The sequence below is a fragment of the Chitinophaga sp. S165 genome (genome assembly GCF_003182155.1).
GTDB lineage: Bacteria > Bacteroidota > Bacteroidia > Chitinophagales > Chitinophagaceae > Chitinophaga.
This window is the reverse complement of record NZ_QGTG01000001.1, coordinates 1361265-1380288: the sequence shown is the minus strand read 5'-3', so window position 1 is coordinate 1380288 and position 19024 is coordinate 1361265. Positions and strand designations below refer to the sequence as shown.

General features: G+C 46.2%; 13 protein-coding genes. 7 read left to right on the top strand and 6 right to left on the bottom strand.

The window, feature by feature from the left end:
• Positions 1 to 9: 9 nt before the first annotated feature.
• Positions 10 to 777 (bottom strand): tyrosine-protein phosphatase, encoded by a 768-nt coding sequence (locus C7475_RS04975; RefSeq protein WP_110051735.1) that lies wholly within the window; start codon positions 775 to 777, stop codon positions 10 to 12.
• Positions 778 to 801: 24 nt separating this feature from the next.
• Positions 802 to 1281 (bottom strand): GAF domain-containing protein, encoded by a 480-nt coding sequence (locus C7475_RS04970; RefSeq protein ID WP_110051732.1) that lies wholly within the window; start codon positions 1279 to 1281, stop codon positions 802 to 804.
• Positions 1282 to 1591: 310 nt separating this feature from the next.
• On the opposite strand from C7475_RS04970, the gene idi reads away from it, so the two are divergent.
• Both idi and C7475_RS04960 read left to right on the top strand, forming a co-directional pair.
• Positions 1592 to 2107 (top strand): isopentenyl-diphosphate Delta-isomerase, encoded by a 516-nt coding sequence (gene idi, locus C7475_RS04965; RefSeq protein ID WP_110051730.1) that lies wholly within the window; start codon positions 1592 to 1594, stop codon positions 2105 to 2107.
• 33 nt (positions 2108 to 2140) lie between these two features.
• On the top strand, positions 2141 to 3106 hold the full coding sequence (locus tag C7475_RS04960) for a (-)-gamma-cadinene synthase (protein WP_110051727.1): 966 nt from the start codon (positions 2141 to 2143) through the stop codon (positions 3104 to 3106).
• 54 nt (positions 3107 to 3160) lie between these two features.
• On the opposite strand, the gene C7475_RS04955 is transcribed toward C7475_RS04960, so the two are convergent.
• Positions 3161 to 4195 (bottom strand): hypothetical protein, encoded by a 1035-nt coding sequence (locus C7475_RS04955; protein WP_110051725.1) that lies wholly within the window; start codon positions 4193 to 4195, stop codon positions 3161 to 3163.
• Between the two features lie 167 nt (positions 4196 to 4362).
• Here C7475_RS04955 and C7475_RS04950 point away from each other — a divergent pair, with 167 nt between their 5' ends.
• Together C7475_RS04950 and C7475_RS04945 are read left to right on the top strand one after the other, a co-directional pair.
• Positions 4363 to 6012, top strand: a complete 1650-nt coding sequence (locus C7475_RS04950; protein ID WP_110051723.1) for a sodium/sugar symporter — start codon at positions 4363 to 4365, stop codon at positions 6010 to 6012.
• Positions 6013 to 6412: 400 nt separating this feature from the next.
• Positions 6413 to 7297 (top strand): inositol oxygenase family protein, encoded by an 885-nt coding sequence (locus C7475_RS04945; RefSeq protein WP_110051720.1) that lies wholly within the window; start codon positions 6413 to 6415, stop codon positions 7295 to 7297.
• Positions 7298 to 7371: 74 nt separating this feature from the next.
• Here the strand turns inward: C7475_RS04945 and C7475_RS04940 are convergent, their stop codons facing one another.
• Together C7475_RS04940 and C7475_RS04935 are read right to left on the bottom strand one after the other, a co-directional pair.
• A complete protein-coding gene (locus C7475_RS04940; protein WP_110051718.1) occupies positions 7372 to 10302 on the bottom strand; it encodes an FAD-binding and (Fe-S)-binding domain-containing protein in 2931 nt (976 codons plus the stop codon).
• 63 nt (positions 10303 to 10365) lie between these two features.
• Positions 10366 to 11274 carry a DUF72 domain-containing protein gene (locus C7475_RS04935; RefSeq protein WP_110051716.1) on the bottom strand — a complete coding sequence of 303 codons (909 nt, stop codon included), beginning with the start codon at positions 11272 to 11274 and terminating at the stop codon, positions 10366 to 10368.
• 310 nt (positions 11275 to 11584) lie between these two features.
• On the opposite strand from C7475_RS04935, the gene C7475_RS04930 reads away from it, so the two are divergent.
• The 3 genes from C7475_RS04930 to bshC all read left to right on the top strand — a co-directional run bounded on the left by C7475_RS04930 (position 11585) and on the right by bshC (position 16516).
• Complete coding sequence (locus tag C7475_RS04930) at positions 11585 to 13006, top strand: glycogen synthase (protein ID WP_110051714.1); 1422 nt, start codon at positions 11585 to 11587, stop codon at positions 13004 to 13006.
• Between the two features lie 36 nt (positions 13007 to 13042).
• Positions 13043 to 14317: a glucose-1-phosphate adenylyltransferase gene (locus C7475_RS04925; protein WP_110051712.1), complete on the top strand. Its 1275-nt coding sequence runs from the start codon at positions 13043 to 13045 to the stop codon at positions 14315 to 14317.
• A gap of 603 nt (positions 14318 to 14920) precedes the next feature.
• Complete coding sequence (gene bshC, locus C7475_RS04920) at positions 14921 to 16516, top strand: bacillithiol biosynthesis cysteine-adding enzyme BshC (protein ID WP_110051709.1); 1596 nt, start codon at positions 14921 to 14923, stop codon at positions 16514 to 16516.
• Here bshC and C7475_RS04915 read toward each other — a convergent pair.
• The gene (locus C7475_RS04915) at positions 16503 to 18740 is read right to left on the bottom strand and encodes an FUSC family membrane protein (RefSeq protein WP_110051707.1); all 2238 of its coding nucleotides are present in this window, start codon (positions 18738 to 18740) and stop codon (positions 16503 to 16505) included. The genes bshC and C7475_RS04915 overlap by 14 nt on opposite strands.
• Positions 18741 to 19024 lie beyond the last annotated feature (284 nt).

Here is a 19024-nt window from a genome sequence, read left to right as displayed (position 1 = left end):
TTGAGTAAATTATTTTATAGCCTGGGAGGTAGTCGTGAGTGTCTTATTTTTAAATGGATAGGTTTCCAGTAGTTTCACCAGTTTTTTATCTTTTGCAATGCCTTTGATAGCCTGAAGGTGCTTCTCATGGTGCAGATCAGTGCCGATAAAGTCTACCATTTGCTGGTCTATCAGCCACTCGGCAGCTTTCTGGATATGTTTGCCGTAATAACCTGTCAGCGACAGCAGATTTATCTGCAGATAGCAGCCCCGCTGTTTGAAGGTCATGTATTCATCCGTTTGCTGATGGTAATAATTATAACGTTCAGGATGGGCAAGTATAGGCCTGTATCCTTGTGCTGATAATTCAAACAACCACTGGTGCAATTGAGGCGGCGCACACATAAATGAGATCTCCACAAGCAGCAACTCTTCATTAAGAGTAAGCAGGCGGGAGGATTTCATCAGCTCTTCAAAATATTCATCCATGTAATATTCTGCTGCATGATGAAAGCTTACAGGACTTCCTTTCGCTTTCAAAGCTTCCTTTACCTGCCGGAAAGGAGCGCTGATGGTTTCAGCTGAATTTGGATAACGGTCTACAATGATATGTGGTGTGGTAATGACCTTTTTAATACCCAGTTCATGCAATGTTTCAATGAAGTGGACAGACGTTTCTACGTCCTGGACGCCATCATCCACAGCCGGTACCAGATGTGAATGGATATCAGTTTCTATTCCTGCGAGGAATGGAATATGAGCACTGGTGTTATCGGATTTTTTACGGAAAAAGAACATAGCGTTATGATCTGTTCTAAAATGTTACACTTGGAAATCGAGGGATGCAACGATCTCTTCCAGGAAGAGTTTATCGGTTTCATCAAATTGATCAAGCCTGTCACTGTCTACATCTAATACACCTATTACCTGGCCATTGCGGATGACAGGAACTACGATCTCAGATTTCGACAGGCTGCTGCAGGCAATATGCCCGGGGAATGCTTCCACGTCGGGTACAATAAGGGTTTTTGCTTCTGCCCAGCTGGTGCCACATACACCGCGGCCCTTTTTAATACGGGTGCAGGCTACAGGGCCCTGAAAGGGACCGAGAACCAGTTCATCACTTTTTACAAGATAAAATCCTACCCAGAACCAACCGAATTGTTCTTTCAATGCAGCTACTGTGTTGGCCAGATTGGCTACCAGGTCGGGTTCGCCGGTTACCAGCGCGTTTATCTGCGGAATAATAGACTGATATTCTGCTGTCTTATCTCCTTTAACTATGCTCAGATCTTCTGCCATAGATGCAAATATAATGAAACTTGCAGGGAGGAAGGCAAAAGGGCAGCACCGGACAGATAAAATGAACAAACGCAAAGGATAAAATGAACAAATAAATGCGTAATTTGAAGCAATAAGTTTTAACCCGCCGCTGTCGTCAGCAATATCCCTATTGAAAATCCAGCAACCAAAATTTAAGCGTCACCTTTAAAAGACACCTGTTATGATGAGCATCCACTCCCCACCGGGCAACGGTATGTTGCTGCTATAAGGGTACTTATGCCAGCCGGAATTCGTTTACATAAATTTTGAACCATATATTTGTCATTTTATGAAAGCACAGGTTATATTGGTGAATGAGCTGGATGAGGAGACAGGATTAATGGAAAAAATGGAAGCACACGAAAAGGGATTACTTCACAGAGCTTTTTCAGTGTTTATTTTTAATGATCAGGGTGAAATGCTGTTACATCAGCGTGCACTCGATAAATATCATTCCGGGGGCTTATGGACAAATGCCTGCTGTAGTCACCCGTTGCCGGGTGAAACTGTAGAAGCGGCAGCTCACCGGCGCCTTTCGGAAGAAATGGGATTTGACTGTCCCTTACGCGCACTATTCCAATTTACTTATCGCACAGAATTTGACAATGGTCTTATAGAACATGAATACGACCATGTATGGGTGGGCACCTATAACGGAGCGATCAACCCGGATCCCCGGGAAGTGCATGCATATCATTATTTACCCGTAAACGAGATCATCCGGCTAATGGCAGAGGTACCGGAGCAATTTACCAGCTGGTTCCGACTGGCTTTTCAAAGAGTAATTGACCAATTACGGGTCTGAAAAGGCCCATTCACCTCCTAACCATTTTTTACTATGCCAACGATCACCTTGCCACGGATAGTCTATCCGTTCCCCTCTTCTATTAACCAATTTGTAACAGCTGCTCACGAACAAAACCGCCAGTGGGTACAATCCTTCGGATTTATTACGACACCTGAAGCTTTAGCCCGTTTTGACAGGTCACGCTTCGCCTGGCTGGCCGCCCGCGCATTTCCACATGCAGATTTTCACGAACTGTGTATCATTGCCAACTTCAATACATGGTTGTTCATGCTGGACGATCAGTGCGACGAAGCACAACTGGGCAAAAAAGCAGTCTCCCTGGAACACGTTACGGACGGCTTCATGGACATTCTGAAACATAATACACCTATTGACACCATTCTAGGCAGGAGTTTTACCGACATATGGGACCGTATGCAGGCTATCGGAGACACTGCATGGCAGACGCGATTTATCCGTAGTATGGAAGAGTATTTTACTTCCTGCCATTGGGAAGCAGGCAACAGGGCGGCCAGCGTTACGCCGACTGTAGCGGAATACGTCACCATGCGCCCTTATACCGGAGCATTGTTCGCCGATGTGGAAGCTATTGAGATCATCGAAAAAGTCTATCTCCCCGCTCACATCCTGCAACATTTTATCGTACAACGTCTCGTATTGGCCTGCAATAACATTGTATGCTGGGCCAACGACATCTTCTCCTGCGCTAAAGAAGCCAGACAGGGAGATGTACATAACCTTGTATTAGTACTCGAACATGAACGCAATATCTCCTTACAGGATGCTGTAAATGAAACGGTGCGAATGCATAATGAAGAAGTGAAATTGTTTACCGCACTGGAGAAATTGCTGCCTTCATTTGGCGAAGAACTGGATCAGGAACTGGAAAGGTTCCTGTCCGTACTACGCTCCTGGATCACAGCAAATTATGACTGGAGTTTCCATGATACCGGCAGGTACCAGGTGAAGGAAGTAGAAGTGCTGATAGCGAAATAAGCTCAAATCAGGAATTAGGAATTGAAAGTGTAGCCAGAGATCTTTGTGTTGTTCCTAATTCCTGGCTTTTTTCAACCGTCTCTCCAGCAGTTTACCTATCAATGCAAAAGAAACCGCCAGTATCGTGAAGAAAAGTCCTTTATGGGTGCGGTCCCAGAGATATTCAAAATAACGGGTATAGAGGTCAAGCAGCAAAAATAACACTGCCATGTCCCTGACCATCGGATCATGCATTTTAATACCCCATACCAGCACCAATACACATAACATGGTAAATGCGGCCACCCACCAAAGTAACTGTACCTGCCTTACATGCTGCCATTCTTCCCAGGAGGCAGAATTACCGAAAATAGAGATCATCCAGCCCGACAACAGCAATAACAGCCAACTGCCTATCCAGGTAATATCTTTTACCTGCTTGTATAAACGATTATTACGAAACAGCTGGTGAAGGCCTACCATGATAAATGCCAGCAGGATCATCCGGCAGGGGAGGTTCATACCCAGAAAGAATGCCTTATCGTCGGCTAAATAATAAGTCAGTTTTACGTAAGCAGGGATCAGGCAGATCAGCGTGGAAGTCCACAGCAGCCTGGAAGACAACAAGAGCGCCAGTATACCATAGGTAGCAGTGGCCAGCAGCCAGAATACGCCGTAGTTACCATGCAGATATTGCAACGTTTTACCAAGATAGACTACGCTTACACCAACACTTAGCACAGGCAACAGCCAGAATAACTCCCCGCTCAGAGTATATTCAGCCTGTTTTTGCTGCCGGCGATAGCCCTGAAAGCAAAGGAATACCGTCAGCCCCGCAAAAAGTGTGGAAATAATGCCATCAGTGAGAGAAAATTTGAGACGTAATACCTCTATCCATTTCTCATCCAGCACTAGGGAGCCGAAGGCCATCAGGGCACAGGAGACAGCCGCTATGAAAATGTACAGCGTCACTACCTGCCAGTCGCCCTGCCTTACCTGCCAGGTCTCTTTTAGCCGGTTTGCCTGCTCTGGTGTGATCAGAGAGTCGGATTCCCATTGACGGACAGCCTTTTGTAAGAGGTACGCTTCTTTTTTGTCTACTTCTAACATATGAGTAAATATATGTAAAAATCATCCACCTGTTCCCGGTAGTGCTATCATTTACATTAGGGGGCTATTGTAATAATGTTTATTTAAGTATCTTAACCCGCTTTTTATATTATCAAACATAATGCTACGGTCTGCAAATGGTTATCTGCGGACTTCAAATTCCAAATATGGGCCAATTGACTGATACACACCACTTAAAATACTGGGACTACCTGGTATTCTTCATCTACTTTATTATAGTGACCGGGTACGGGTACTATATCTATCAACGTAAGAGGTCGAAAACGGCCAATACAAAAGACTTCTTCCTGGCAGAAGGTTCGCTTACGTGGTGGGCCATCGGGGCCTCGCTGATCGCATCTAATATTTCGGCGGAGCACTTCATCGGGCAGTCGGGTTCCGGCTTTGCACTTGGACTGGCCATCTCCACCTATGAGTGGATGGCTGCCGCTACACTTATTATTGTGGCCGTATTTTTTATACCGGTGTATCTTAAAAACAAGATCTACACCATGCCGCAGTTCCTCCTGGAACGTTATAACTCTACCGTAAGTACGGTGATGGCTGTATTCTGGCTGCTGGTGTATGTATTTGTGAACCTTACCTCTATTATTTATCTGGGAGCGCTGGCTATAACGGCTATTTCCGGGATACCATTCCTCTGGTGTATTGTCGGGTTGTCAGTCTTTGCAGTGATCGTAACGCTGGGAGGGATGAAGGTGATCGGCTATACGGATGTGATACAGGTCTTTGTACTGATCATAGGCGGACTTGCCACGACTTACCTGGCTTTACGTATGGTGTCGACACACTTCGGGTATGGTGAAAATATTCTGAAAGGGTTGACGCTCGTACGTGAAAAGGCTGACTCGCATTTTCATATGATCTTCTCGTCAGATCATCCTTATTATAAAGATCTGCCCGGCCTGTCAGTACTGATCGGCGGGATGTGGATCAACAACCTGAATTACTGGGGATGTAACCAGTACATCATCCAGCGGGCATTAGGCGCCGATCTTAAGACAGCCCGCAGCGGTATCCTGTTCGCTGCCTTCCTCAAGTTGCTCATTCCTGTAATTGCCGTATTACCAGGTATTTGCGCCTACGTATTGTTTAAGGAAGGCGTCTTTACTACAGAGCTTCAGGACGCAGCCGGCATAGTAAAACCGGACAGGGCTTACCCGACGCTGATGAACCTTCTGCCGCAAGGCCTCAAAGGACTGGCCTTCGCTGCACTGACAGCTGCTATTGTAGCTTCTCTGGCAGGCAAGGCAAACAGTATCTCTACCATCTTTTCACTCGATATCTACCATCGCTATTTCAATAAGGAAGCAACTGAAAAACAGTTGGTGAAAGTGGGCCGTATTACGGTGATCGTTGCAATGGTGATAGCCAGTCTGGTAGCACCGGCACTGACAACATTGGATCAGGCGTACCAGTTTATCCAGGATTATGTAGGCTTCATTTCTCCAGGCGTGCTGGCTATATTCCTCATGGGCTTCTTCTGGAAACGTACTACCTCCAAAGCTGCTCTGGCGGCGGCATTGCTGACCATTCCATTGTCTACAGTGCTGAAGTTCCTCCCTGTATGGACCAACGGTGCATTCCCTGATTATCCGTTCCTGGACCGTATGACTATCGTATTTGTCTTCCTGATAGTATTGATGATCGTGATGACACTTCTGGATAAACGAAGTAAAGATCAGCAGCGGGTGATCGAGATCGATAAATCCATGTTCCGCAGTTCACCAGGGTTCATCGTTGGAAGTGTGATCATTACGGGAATATTGGTGGCACTGTATACCGTGTTCTGGTAGTCGTTGGCTAAATACCCGGAAAGCGCTTCAATGGCTGTATACCGGGTTAGAAGGCCTTAACATATATAGAATGACCCTTTTCGATGGCTATCCGGACCACTGAAGAAGGTAAATAGAAGGCTATTATGCGCTAAGTGAGCGATTATCAAATTAAGGGGCGTTTTAATGCAATGAGCATTAAAACGCCCCTTTTTATCAATGGCCTGAAATATGTCAGCCGAAAGTAAATAGTAGGTTATAGACTACTGAATCAAGTAGGTATTGACGAGCTATGTCTTTATAAATTAACTTGTTATCAATATAAAGTTGTAGTATTAAATAATTTGTAGAAATCGATTGAAATTTGTAAATTAGACTTGCAGACGATCTATTTCTCCAACATTTTCAATATCCACGAATTATGAACTCAAACAACTTTTCTGGTGAAGAATTAAATCCATTGCAAAGCATTGAACAATGGGAAGATGATGTGCTGTTGCGCTATCCTGAGCCAGCAGTTGCTGAAACGGCCAAATCCAAAGAGGAATACAGAAATTATGATAATCCGGAAAGAGACACCGTGCGTGAGTTCTACCGCTTGAATCATAAGTATCAGACGTACGATTTCGTGCAACAAAAGAAGAAAGAGTTCCTGGCTTTCAACAGAAAGGAAACGCCTGTTTGGGGTGCAATGGAATTCCTCAATACACTCGTGGACGACTCCGATCCGGATATCGAACTGGACCAGTTGCAACACTTATTACAAACAGCAGAAGCCATCAGGGCGGACGGACATCCTGACTGGTTCGTACTGACCGGCTTTATTCATGATATGGGCAAGGTACTTTGCCTGTTCGGTGAACCACAATGGGCGGTAGTAGGAGATACCTTCCCTGTAGGCTGCCAGTTCTCCGACAAAATTGTTTATCCTGAATTCTTTGCAGACAACCCGGATGCAAAGGATGAACGCTATAATACCAAATACGGAATTTATAAACCTAACTGCGGATTGAATGAAGTCGACCTCTCATGGGGGCACGACGAATATCTTTATCAGATGATGAAGGATTACCTGCCGGAACCGGCATTATACATGATCCGCTATCACTCTTTCTATGCACAGCATCGTGAAGATGCTTACGCGCATCTGATGAATGAGCATGACTATGAAATGTTTGAATGGGTAAAGAAATTCAATCCGTATGACCTCTATTCGAAGAGCCCGAAACCTCCGGTAATAAGCGAATTAAAGCCATACTACGAGAACCTTATAGCAAAATATTTACCTGATACGATCAGGTTGTAAGTTGCCGATTGTGTTTAAAAACGTAAAGGCAGACCTGTTATGGGTCTGCCTTTTATTTTTTGTAAGAAGGATCTTTATATCAATGCTTCGAACAGTATCTCTACCGGATGTTTTGACTTACGGCCAGTACCATCTTTCACCTGATGCCTGCAACTTGTACCAGGTGCTGCAATGATCGTTTCTTCCGTTGCATTACGTACTGCAGGGAACAACACCAGCTCACCGATCTGCATCGAGATATCATAGTGTTCCTTTTCATACCCGAAAGAACCGGCCATACCGCAACAGCCGGAAGGAATAATGTCTACAGAATAATTGGCTGGTAAGGACAGGATATTTTTGCTGTGCTGTGGCGTGGACAGCGCCTTCTGCTGACAATGCCCATGCAGTTTGATCTGCCTTTTTTCACTGGTAAAGAGCGTTGCAGGAATGTTGCCAGCCGCTGCCTCTTTACTCAGGAATTCATCTATCAGCAATACATTCGGAGCCAGCTTCCTCGCTTTTTCTCTAAACTCTTCCCTAACCAGATCAGGATATTCATCCCGGAAACTAAGAATAGCAGAAGGTTCTACACCAAGTAAAGGCACATCATTACTGATCACCTCACTGAAGATGCGTACATTCTCTTCGGCGAAGTTACGGGCCTTACGTAGCAGTCCCTTCGACATCCAGGCACGGGCACTTTCCGGATGTGCGATCATCTGTACATCATATCCGAGACGGTGTAACAGTTTTACCGCCTTGATACCGACGTGCGTGTCATTGAAGTTGGTAAACTCGTCGCAGAACAGGTATACTTTTCTCTTTACGGTAGATGGTGCTGTCCTTTCACGCGGCCACTGCTTATTAAACCAGCTTCTGAGTGTAGTTGACTGCAATTCTGGCAAAGACCGTTTCAGCGCAAAACCGGAAGTCTTTTTGATCAGGTTACTGGTTGCAGGTGTATTCACCATCCAGTTATAGATACCTGGTGCGATGGTTGCGAGACCATTGAGACGGGTGAAGTTGCTGATCAGTTTAGCCCTGAAGGGAACACCATTGGCATCATGATAATGCTGAAGGAATTCCATTTTGAGTTTGGCCATGTCCACGTTAGATGGGCATTCTGATTTACAGCCTTTACACGCCAGGCAGAGGTCTAATACTTCATAGATCTCTTTATGATCGAAACGGTTCTCTTTATTGGAATGTGTCAGGAATTCACGCAGGATGTTGGCCCTGGCACGGGTAGTATCCTTTTCATTGCGGGTAGCCATGTAGCTCGGGCACATTGTACCGCCGCTCTTTTCTGTCTTACGGCAGTCGCCCGAACCATTACACTGCTCCGCATGCTGCAGGTAGGTCTGCTCCGGGAAGTGGAACACCGTTTTCAACTGCGGCGCCTTCTGACCGGGTTCATAACGCAGCATACTGTTCATGCTTGGCGTATCGACGATCTTATTAGGATTGAAGATATTTTCCGGGTCCCAGGTATATTTCAGGTCACGTAGTAACGTATAGTTTTTCTCCCCGATCATCTGACGGATGAACTCACCGCGCAGACGGCCATCGCCATGTTCTCCACTGAGGGAGCCATTGTATTTCTTTACGAGGGTGGCTATCTCTTCTGCGATCTTCCTGAACAGCAGGTTACCCTCCTCAGTTTTCAGGTTGATGATAGGGCGCAGGTGGATCTCACCACTACCGGCATGTGCATAGTGAACGGCATGGAGCCCATATCCTTTCAGGATGTCGTTGAAGTCGCGGATATAATCCGGAAGATCTTCAATAGCGATCGCAGTGTCCTCAATTACAGGAACCGCCTTTTCATCGCCGGGCAGATTACTCAGCAATCCCAGGCCCGCCTTACGCAAGGTCCAGATCTTCTTGGTATCGTCGCCGAACAGCAGGGGAAAATGATAACCCAGTCCGGCTGCCTGTAATTCAGTTATAAGACGGTTTGCTATTTCCGTAACGGCCTCCCGGGTATCCCGGCAGAATTCTACCACGAGGATGGCGCCGGGATCGCCCTGTACAAAGAAACGGTTCTTGCTTTGCTCAATATTATCTTTGGTACATTCCAGTATGAAATGGTCTATCAGTTCGCTGGCGCTGGGCTTATATTGCATGGCAATAATATTGGCGCGCAGGGATTCATCGATGGTGTTGAAGTGAACGCATAACAACCCGGTTTCTTTGGGTGGCAGCGGAGATACATTCAGTTTGATCTCCGTCAGGAAAGCAAGGGTGCCTTCGGAACCCGCTATTAGTTTACAGAAGTTAAAATCTTCTTTACCGGCAGTGAATGGAGCGGTCTCCAAGAGGAGGTCGACCGCATACCCGGTATTACGACGGGTAATGCTGGGTTTAGGAAATTCCCTGCGGATCTCTTCCTGGTTATTATGGTTGCCCAGCATGGTACGGATCTGACGATATACCGCCGTTTCCAGGCTGCCGTCATTTTTTTCACAACGGGCATGGAACTCGTCAATAGAGATGTCATTGAACACCACATCCGATCCGTCACTGAGGATGGCCTTAACTTCAAGCAGGTGCTCGCGGGTACTTCCATAAACTACGGAGTTGGAGCCGCAGGAGTTATTACCGACCATTCCCCCGATCATCGCCCTGTTGGCCGTCGAGGTTTCCGGTCCGAAGTAGAAGCCGTAAGGTTTGAGGAACATGTTCAGCTCGTCCCTGATGACGCCTGGCTGTACTCTTACCCAGTGTTCTTCCGTATTGATTTCCAGTATCTTAGTAAAGGTTCTTGAAACATCTACTATAATTCCGTTTCCAACTACCTGTCCTGCAAGGGAGGTACCGGCTGTACGTGGAATAAGTGATGTCTTATTGGCACGGGCGAAGGAGATCAATGTCTTGATATCCTGTTCATTTGCCGGAATAGCCACTGCCAGCGGCATCTCCCGGTACGCAGATGCATCGGTCGCGTATAGGGTACGCATGGTGTCATCGTCATATAATGTACCCGTCAGATCACGGGCCAATCCCCTAAGCTTATCTCGCATATTATTAAACTTCCCTTTTCAGGCAGTAAAAATAATATTTAGAAAGTTGGAACACAAACACAATCAGAATAAGGTATTCTGCTGTGATACAAACTGTGGTTTCTGCAACTCAATTCCGCAAACTTCCTTCATCATATCTACCAGGTAAACAGTCAGTTCGGGAGAGTAAGCCTCATCGTGCATGTGCATGAAAAAATACAGTTCCTGCAGCCCATGTTGCAGCCAGTAATGCATCCTGTTCACCCAATCGTCGATGCGGACATAGTCGGTCGGGTGCAGGCTGTTGCCCACATAGCGGATAAAGGCCTTCGCAATAGGCATATGCATGTGTGCACAATCCCGCCTGCCCGCCGTGTCGGTAATAACAGCGCCAACATTAAGTTTATGCAGGGTGCTGAATAGCTCTTCACTCGTCTTGGCGTCACTGAACCAGTCAGGATGGCGTACTTCAAGGAAGAATTGCAGGTCTTTCGGCAAACTTTCGAGATACCGATACAGGTTGTCTTTCCTTTTAGGAGAATATTTATCGCTCACCTGCAGAAATATCGGCCCCAGATGGTCGCCAAAGGCCAATATACCTTCCAGGAAAGAAGTGGTTTGCAAAGAAGCGTCTATGAGGTTGCTGTAATGGCTGATGGACTGTGGCACTTTGGGACAGAATTTAAAATCCTTACCCTGGGCACGGACATCCCATTTCTCGATCGCCTCGGGTCCATAGATCTTGTAATGCGTGGCATTCAGCTCGATGCTGTTGTAATGATGCACATATTCATCCAGGAAATTGGCCTCTTTGGTACCTTTCGGATAGATCTTTCCTATCCATTCCTTACGGCCCCATTTAGCGCAGCCGAGGTAGATCTTTGGCTTCTTAACGGGCTTACCCTTTAATGCTGTTTTATTAAAAGCCGGTTCAGCCGGCAGTTTGAAATCTATTTCGTCCAGCAGTGCCGGATCAACACGACCAAAATCCATAGTAAAGTCAATCTTTCTCCGAAGGTAATACATTATGCTTTTACATGCAGTATTCCGCATTCCGGGGCGTTGCCTGCCCAACTGAGGGATTTATGGGACAATCAACAAGGGCTAACAGTTACGGGAGAGTTAAAAAAAAACGCTTGTTTAAATCAGCTGTTATATAAGGAGATTGATTTAACTTAGACCGCACGTCAGGATTTAGATCAGCAGTGTATTGCAGGATAAAGACCCCCAAATAAAGTTTGGACAATCCTTTGTAATATGCTTTTTACAAGGTAATTTAAAAGAACAGTATTAATCGTTAAGCATGGAGATATTACACGTTAGCGCGGAGTGTTACCCTGTAGCCAAAGTAGGAGGTCTGGCGGATGTAGTGGGAGCATTGCCCAAGTACCAGTTCCAGGCAGGGCATATAGCCAAGGTAGTGATGCCTGCATATAATACCCGTTTTTTTCACACACACGAATTTGAACTGGTACACCAGGGAGGATGCTGGTTAGGACACAGCTGGTATCACTTCAACGTATGGAGGGAAGTAACTAACTTCCTGGGGTTTGACCTTTACCTGGTCGATATTCCCCGGCTGCTGGATACCGAAAAAGTGTACGGCTACTACAATGATACGGAACGCTTCCTGGCGTTCCAGGTAGCAGTACTGGACTGGCTGAACGAATGGCAGCATCAACCGGATGTTGTGCATGTGCATGACTATCACACCGGATTGATCCCGTTCATGATGACGCATGCATACAAGTATGAGCGTCTGAGAAATATTGCTACTGTTTTAACAATACATAATGCCCAATACCAGGGTCAGTTTGGCTGGGAAAGGTTATACCAGTTACCCGGTTTCGATCTCTGGAAAGCCGGCCTTCTAGGCTGGGACGGCGCCATCAATCCACTGGCCGCAGCTATTAAATGCGCCTGGCGGTTCACAACAGTATCCCCCAGTTACATGGAAGAATTATTTACCGGTGCCAACGGTTTAGAAGATTTACTGAACTATGAAAGGGGGAAAGCTGTTGGTATATTGAACGGTATTGATACAAAAGTCTGGGACCCTGCCACGGACCCTATGCTACCAGTCAATTATGATGAACAGACATTTGTACAAGCAAAACGTGACATAAAGCAACAGCTGTGTGAGCAGTTTAACCTCAATCCGGAACTCCCGCTGATATCCTTTATAGGTCGTTTAGTGGGAGAGAAAGGAGCAGATCTGTTGCCCGAGATCATTGGCAGGTCTATATATGAGCAGAAACAACAATTGAATTTTCTGTTGTTGGGCAGTGGAGATCCACATGTGGAATGGTCATTGCAACAAACAAGAATATATACCGAAGCAAATTTCAATGTGCAGTTTGGATATGATGAGGCTTTGTCTCACAGAATTTATGCGGGAAGTGACTTTTTGCTGATGCCAAGCCGGGTGGAACCCTGCGGATTGAACCAGATGTATGCATTGCGTTATGGAACAATCCCCATTGTTCGCAGCGTAGGCGGATTAAAAGATACCGTTACAGACTTCGGCGATCCCGGTGGATTTGGCATCCGGTTTATTCATGCTGCAGCATGGGATGCGTGTCTTGCCGTAGGCCGTGCCGTAGAGCTTTACAGAGATACTGCAAAATTGCATGATATCCGCGAAACAATAATGCAGCTTGATCATTCATGGGACAGTGCAGCTGCAGAATATCTGCAATTATACAGCTCAATTGTAGTACACTGATCCTAACCCAAAAACTGAAACAAAGAATCGTAATATATGTCTAACGCAGTTATCTCCCTTATCTTAGGTGGCGGATCCGGAACCCGCCTGTACCCCCTTACGCGCAAGAGATCCAAACCTGCCGTACCGGTAGCTGGTAAATACCGCCTGGTGGATATTCCAATTTCGAATTGCCTGAATGCCGACATGAACCGCATTTTCGTGCTCACTCAGTTCAATTCCGCGTCACTGAATAAGCATATCAAGAATACCTATCACTTTAGCCATTTCAGTAAAGCTTTTGTAGATATTCTCGCAGCTGAACAAACGCCCGACAACCCAACCTGGTATCAGGGTACCGCAGATGCCGTGCGTCAATGTCTTCATCATATAGATAGCTACGAGTTTGAATATGTGCTCATCCTTTCCGGCGACCAGCTCTACCAGATGGATTTCCGTGAAATGCTACAGCATCACATAGAAAGTCAGGCGGATGTTTCAATAGCCACCATCCCGGTGAATGCTAAAGACGCTTCCGATTTTGGGATCCTTAAAACGGACGACAAAGCCCTGATCACCTCCTTCACCGAAAAGCCTAAACAGGACGTTCTCGCGCCCTGGGCCTCTCCGGTAAGTGAAGAGATGCAGCAGGAAGGCAGGGTCTACCTCGCCAGCATGGGTATCTATATCTTCAGCCGTCAGACGCTGTATGACCTCCTGAATGGTCAGCAGTCCTCTACCGACTTTGGGAAGGAATTGATTCCCTACGCGATCAACGCCGACATGAAAGTGGTAAGCTATCAATATACAGGCTATTGGACTGATATCGGAAACATCAGCTCCTTCTGGGAAGCTAACCTCGGACTCACAGACGAGATACCTAAGTTTAACCTCTTCGATGAGTCCCAGATCATCTATTCCCGTGCACGTATGCTGCCACCGGCAAAGATCTCCGGTACCTTGAAAAATACCGTTATCTCAGACGGTAGCATCATACTGGACAGTCACCTGGAGCGCTGTGTAGTGGGTATCAGGACCCGTATCGGACGGAACTCTGTTATTACCAACAGCTACGTAATGGGTAGCGACCATTACCAGACGTTGGAAGACCTGGCCAAGGCCCAGGCAAAAGGCCATCCTCCAATGGGTATAGGCGATAACTGCCAGATCAACAACGCTATCATAGATAAGAACTGTAGTATAGGAAATAACGTGATGATCAATGTCAGCGGAACAGTACTGCCTGACGGCGATCATGAACTATACGCTGTCAAAGATGGCATTGTCGTGATCAAGAACGGGATGGTCTTACCGGATGGGTTTGTGATATAGATCGGCAGCGTGAAACTCCCGGATCAGTTCAGGTCCACCAATGAGGCATGTAAACGTCAGGTATATAACACATATGAAGTATAAATGAGAGGGAAGATATTATTTTCCTCTTAGCTCAAATAACAAGTAAAAGGCTGCGGAAATTCCCGCGGCCTTTTTTATTTCCGTGTCCGTTCTTCGCAGATTAAGTTGAATACTCGGGGGATCCGTGTGAATCGTGATCCGTTTGCCAATTGCAGCCCTACAAGTTGTATGAGGATATTGTCTTTAATAATTGCCCTAAAAAGGCTTCTGAGTTCATAGTTACAGGTTTACTATCCCGTTTCACTAAGGTATATATAAGGTTACCAAAACGCTGTTAAAAGGTCATTTAAAGGTCACTTCAATATCGATTGGATATATAGATGCCCTTTTAATGCCCTTTTGGTGATCTTTTAGTAACCTTATATTAAGCCGACAGAAAGGCGTAATGAACACTGTAGAAAGGATGAGGTATACCGTTTTCTTCCGCTCCTTCCATATTTTAACCATTCGTAATTCGTAATTGATGATTCTCGATTCATTCCATACCTTCGTGCATCTAAAAGAATCAGCGTGTAGCGTATGGAGCAACCTGTAAGTCATATCCCGTATGGTAAAACCGGGTATTTCAATCAATTGGTAATAGATTTTCTGGCCGAGCATCCGAATCTCCGACCTTTTTATAAGTACTCTCCGGTACAGCCTGATTTTGAGGCAGTTATAAACGCCAAGAAGGCCTTCCCACAACAGCGGGACGTCCTGGTAGCTGCCTTGCAGGAACAGTATAAGCACCTGGACATTACCGACAACGTTCGTAATAATATTAACAGCCTGCTGGATCAGCAGACCTTTACCATCACCACGGCACATCAGCCGAACATCTTCACCGGTTATTTATACTTCGTTTACAAGATATTGCAAACCATTAAGTTAGCTGGCAAGCTCAAGACGCAATATCCGCAGTATAATTTTGTGCCCGTTTACTACATGGGAAGCGAAGACGCCGACCTGGATGAATTGGGCCACGTCTACATTGATGGTAAGACGATCACCTGGCCGACTGACCAGGAGGGAGCTGTAGGACGTATGCAGCCCGAAGGATTTGAAGAGCTGATCGGAAAGGTGAAAGACGCTTTGGGCTACGGACCATATGCCGAAGAACTGATCGAACTGTTAAAGCGTGCCTACCTCGGGCATAAGAATATTCAGGAAGCCACCCTTTACCTGGTCAATGAACTATTTGGCCGTTACGGACTGGTTGTACTGGTACCTGATAATCCGAAGCTGAAAAAGCTATTTATACCCGTCATGAAGGATGAACTGTTTAAGCAGCAGTCGTACCGGATTGTCAATGAAACAATAGAAGCCCTTTCAAAGCATCATAAAGTTCAGGCTAATCCCAGGGAAATCAACCTGTTTTACCTGACAGAAACCTCCCGTGAACGTATTGTGCAGGTAGGGGACATCTGGAAAGTGTTGCACCTGCCGGTGGAATTTACTGCTGATGACCTTGAAAAAGAGCTGGAGGAACATCCCGAAAAGTTCAGCCCCAATGTAATATTGCGTGGTATGTTGCAGGAAACTATCCTGCCTAACATCGCATTCATTGGTGGTGGTGGTGAGATTGCCTACTGGCTGGAGCTGCAATCGTTATTTGACCATTACAGGGTACCGTTCCCTGTGTTGATATTGCGTAACTCTTTCCTGCTTACAGATGCTAATTCCCGGGAACGCCTGCAGAAACTCGGACTGTCAGTGACAGATCTTTTTGAAGATACGGAGGAGTTGGTGAACAGGTTTGTGCAGGAACATACGAATGCCGCGCTGGTATTGAAAGATGAGTATGCCGCGGTGGAGAAACTGTTCGATGACCTGGTGCTGAAGGCGAGAGAGATAGACGTAACACTGGAGGCCTCCGTGGCGGCCGAACGCACCAGGGCCGTAAAATCTATCGGAAAGCTGGAACATAAGTTTCTGAAGGCAGAGAAGAAAAAGTTTGGCTGGCAAACGGAGCAGATCCGCAACCTTAAAATAAGATTGTTCCCGGCAAACTCGTTACAGGAAAGAAAGGAGAACTTTATGCCCTGGTATGTGCAACAGGGACCGGCATTTTTTGATATGTTACTGGAAAACCTGGATCCTTTGTCCGACCAGTTTGGCATTATCAATCAGCAATAGTCTTATCGATCGTTTTCTTCATGTCTTTCAGTAATGAAAGCATGGCGTGCAGCTGATCGCGGATGATCTTCGTTTCCCGCAGCTCATCCCTGAGAGGAGTATCTCCCTTACCCTGGTTGATCTCCTCCTGCCTGCGCTGGAAGATACTTTCCAGTTCTACGTCGAGTGTTTCAAAAGCTTCAATGCTGGCAGGCAGCTGGGCTGGTTTATAGGTAGGATCTTCCAGTAATTTTATGATGCAGTCAAAATGCTGCTGCATGTACTGATGGATCAGCTTATACTCCGGTTTAGGAAAACTGACGCCATGCACCAATCCATAATTGGCCAGTGATGCAATGTTAGACATCATGGAATGGCTCAATACCACAAAGTGATAGATCTCAGAACCATGTATCTGCTTGCTTTTAGGCTCGGATAACATCCGCTGGAAGGCAGACATCAGGTTAGCCGCACTCACATTTGTATCCTTTCTTGCAAGTTTAAAATCATTTATCGCAAACTCCTGTTTGGTATAGAGGCGTATGACCTGTTCAAAGTAACGTGCATTGTCCTGCATCATCTTGGTCATATAACTGGGCAGGTAGTTGTGTTCCCAGCTTGGCCACAGTAAAAGGCTGGAAAGGAATGCTATGCCCACGCCTATAAAGGTGTCCAGCACACGCAGTTCCGCATTTTGCAGGTGAGCGGGATGCAGGAAGTGTAAGAGGAATATAACGAAAGGCGTCGTGAAGAATACACTAATGGTATACTGTTGCGTCATAAAACTGTACGCCCCCAGGATACAGATCAGCATCAGAGTGAAGATGATCGTCGTGTTATCTGTCGTGAATAATACGCCTGCGGCGAATAAGGCGCCTGTAATAGTCCCGATGATACGCTGATAGCTCCTGGTCTTACTGATGCCAAAGCCGGGCTTTAGAATGACGACTATCGTCAGCAGCACCCAGTACACCCTGTCCAGATGTAGCACCTGTCCCAGCAAATAACCTGTAACGGCCGCAATGCTTACACGCAGGGCATGCCGGAAGATATGTGATTGAAATGTCAGGTTGTTCAGCAATGTTTCCAGGTCGTAGCGATTACGCGTAGTGAAACTTGCCAGTTGTATACGTGGGTCTATTGTTTGATCTTTTACCCTCTCTAGTCTTGTAAGACGGTGCAGGTTATAAATACGGTGTGTCATATCCTGGAGATTATGCAGGATACTGGTAAGGGTGATGATCCGGGCACGTTCTTTCAGCGTCGGCAATTTTCTACGGATTTCTGCAATAGCATGCTGCACTTTCTCTATCTCATACCGTAGGTTAGCTTTTGGCAGGGAACGTTGTCCGGCGGCCACCGCAGTCCCGATCAGCTCCAGTTCGGAAGCAAATTGCATGATAAGGGTATGGAACTTTTCCAGGATATCCGTTTCTTCGAAGTCCTTGTGCAGTGCCAGGTAATCCGTCTGTGAAGCCATGATCTGTTCCTGCAGGTCTACAATATCAAGGAAAATAAGCACCATGCTCTTATTGATACTTGTAGAACCCTGCTGTGCGGACCTGCGTTTGAGGAGCAGCTCACGGACAGCTTCCTGTTTTTCACTCACGATCACCTGCTGGGCGAGCACAGATCTGAAGATCTCATCAAAGTCTTTATCAGCGCCCTTCTCATAAAATCCCGCCCGTTCTTCGAGGTAGTGGGCCGTTTCTATGATACACTCTGACAACATCTGCTGTACGCTTAAATAAGGCCGGATCTGCCAGAGCAGGAGGGCCAGGAAACCGTACCAGACGCTGCCCCCCAGTATTAACAGGCAGTCGATCATGGCGCTGGCAGGGCTACTTGGCGTCTCTCCGAGAATGGACACCATCACCAGCAAACAGGCAATGCCAATATTACCTCCACGGTTGCCATATACCAGCAACATGCTGTTGGCAAAACAGCAAACCAGTATCCAGCCGGTCATAAGAATGGGATAGGGGGCAACAAGGCTTGTGCCAACGGCCGTGAAGAATATAAATGCAATGGCGGTCAGAATACCATTACGCTTGTGAAGTGCTGTACCGGCTACATCCGATAACGCCGTGGCCAGCGCGCCGAGGGAAACCACAATCCCCATAGGCAGGTCGCCCATCATGGAAAATGCGATGGAAGGTACCACCACACTAATGGTAGTACGTAATCCCGTACTGAAATGATAGCTATAAACGAAATTCCTGACTTCCTGAACCCAATGCCGCATCTGGAAATTTTAATATATACAAAGTTATTTAAATCGCTGATAAGCAAAAAGAATGCTTGATCCGCACGCACGGCTATCTTCTGTTCACGGTATACTGTTTAAATATAATACTACAGTCGCAAATATCATCCATCCCGACTACCGGTCAACCATTGACCTGTAATTTATACACAACTGTGTATAATTAAATTCTAATCGGGACATGGTTGTCTGATAAATTACTGTTTTCTTTGGAAAAATAAAGGCGACCGGCTAGGATTAAGATACTGATTATCAAAAAAAGG

Bases quoted from the DNA above. Each gene is read 5' to 3' on its own strand.
- bshC (WP_110051709.1), top strand. From the start codon at position 14,921: ATGGAGCAACCTGTAAGTCATATCCCGTATGGTAAAACCGGGTATTTC.
- C7475_RS04955 (WP_110051725.1), bottom strand. From the start codon at position 4,195: ATGTTAGAAGTAGACAAAAAAGAAGCGTACCTCTTACAAAAGGCTGTC.
- C7475_RS04935 (WP_110051716.1), bottom strand. From the start codon at position 11,274: ATGGATTTTGGTCGTGTTGATCCGGCACTGCTGGACGAAATAGATTTC.
- C7475_RS04930 (WP_110051714.1), top strand. From the start codon at position 11,585: ATGGAGATATTACACGTTAGCGCGGAGTGTTACCCTGTAGCCAAAGTA.
- idi (WP_110051730.1), top strand. From the start codon at position 1,592: ATGAAAGCACAGGTTATATTGGTGAATGAGCTGGATGAGGAGACAGGA.
- C7475_RS04945 (WP_110051720.1), top strand. From the start codon at position 6,413: ATGAACTCAAACAACTTTTCTGGTGAAGAATTAAATCCATTGCAAAGC.
- C7475_RS04970 (WP_110051732.1), bottom strand. From the start codon at position 1,281: ATGGCAGAAGATCTGAGCATAGTTAAAGGAGATAAGACAGCAGAATAT.
- C7475_RS04960 (WP_110051727.1), top strand. From the start codon at position 2,141: ATGCCAACGATCACCTTGCCACGGATAGTCTATCCGTTCCCCTCTTCT.
- C7475_RS04915 (WP_110051707.1), bottom strand. From the start codon at position 18,740: ATGCGGCATTGGGTTCAGGAAGTCAGGAATTTCGTTTATAGCTATCAT.
- C7475_RS04950 (WP_110051723.1), top strand. From the start codon at position 4,363: ATGGGCCAATTGACTGATACACACCACTTAAAATACTGGGACTACCTG.
- C7475_RS04975 (WP_110051735.1), bottom strand. From the start codon at position 777: ATGTTCTTTTTCCGTAAAAAATCCGATAACACCAGTGCTCATATTCCA.
- C7475_RS04925 (WP_110051712.1), top strand. From the start codon at position 13,043: ATGTCTAACGCAGTTATCTCCCTTATCTTAGGTGGCGGATCCGGAACC.
- C7475_RS04940 (WP_110051718.1), bottom strand. From the start codon at position 10,302: ATGCGAGATAAGCTTAGGGGATTGGCCCGTGATCTGACGGGTACATTA.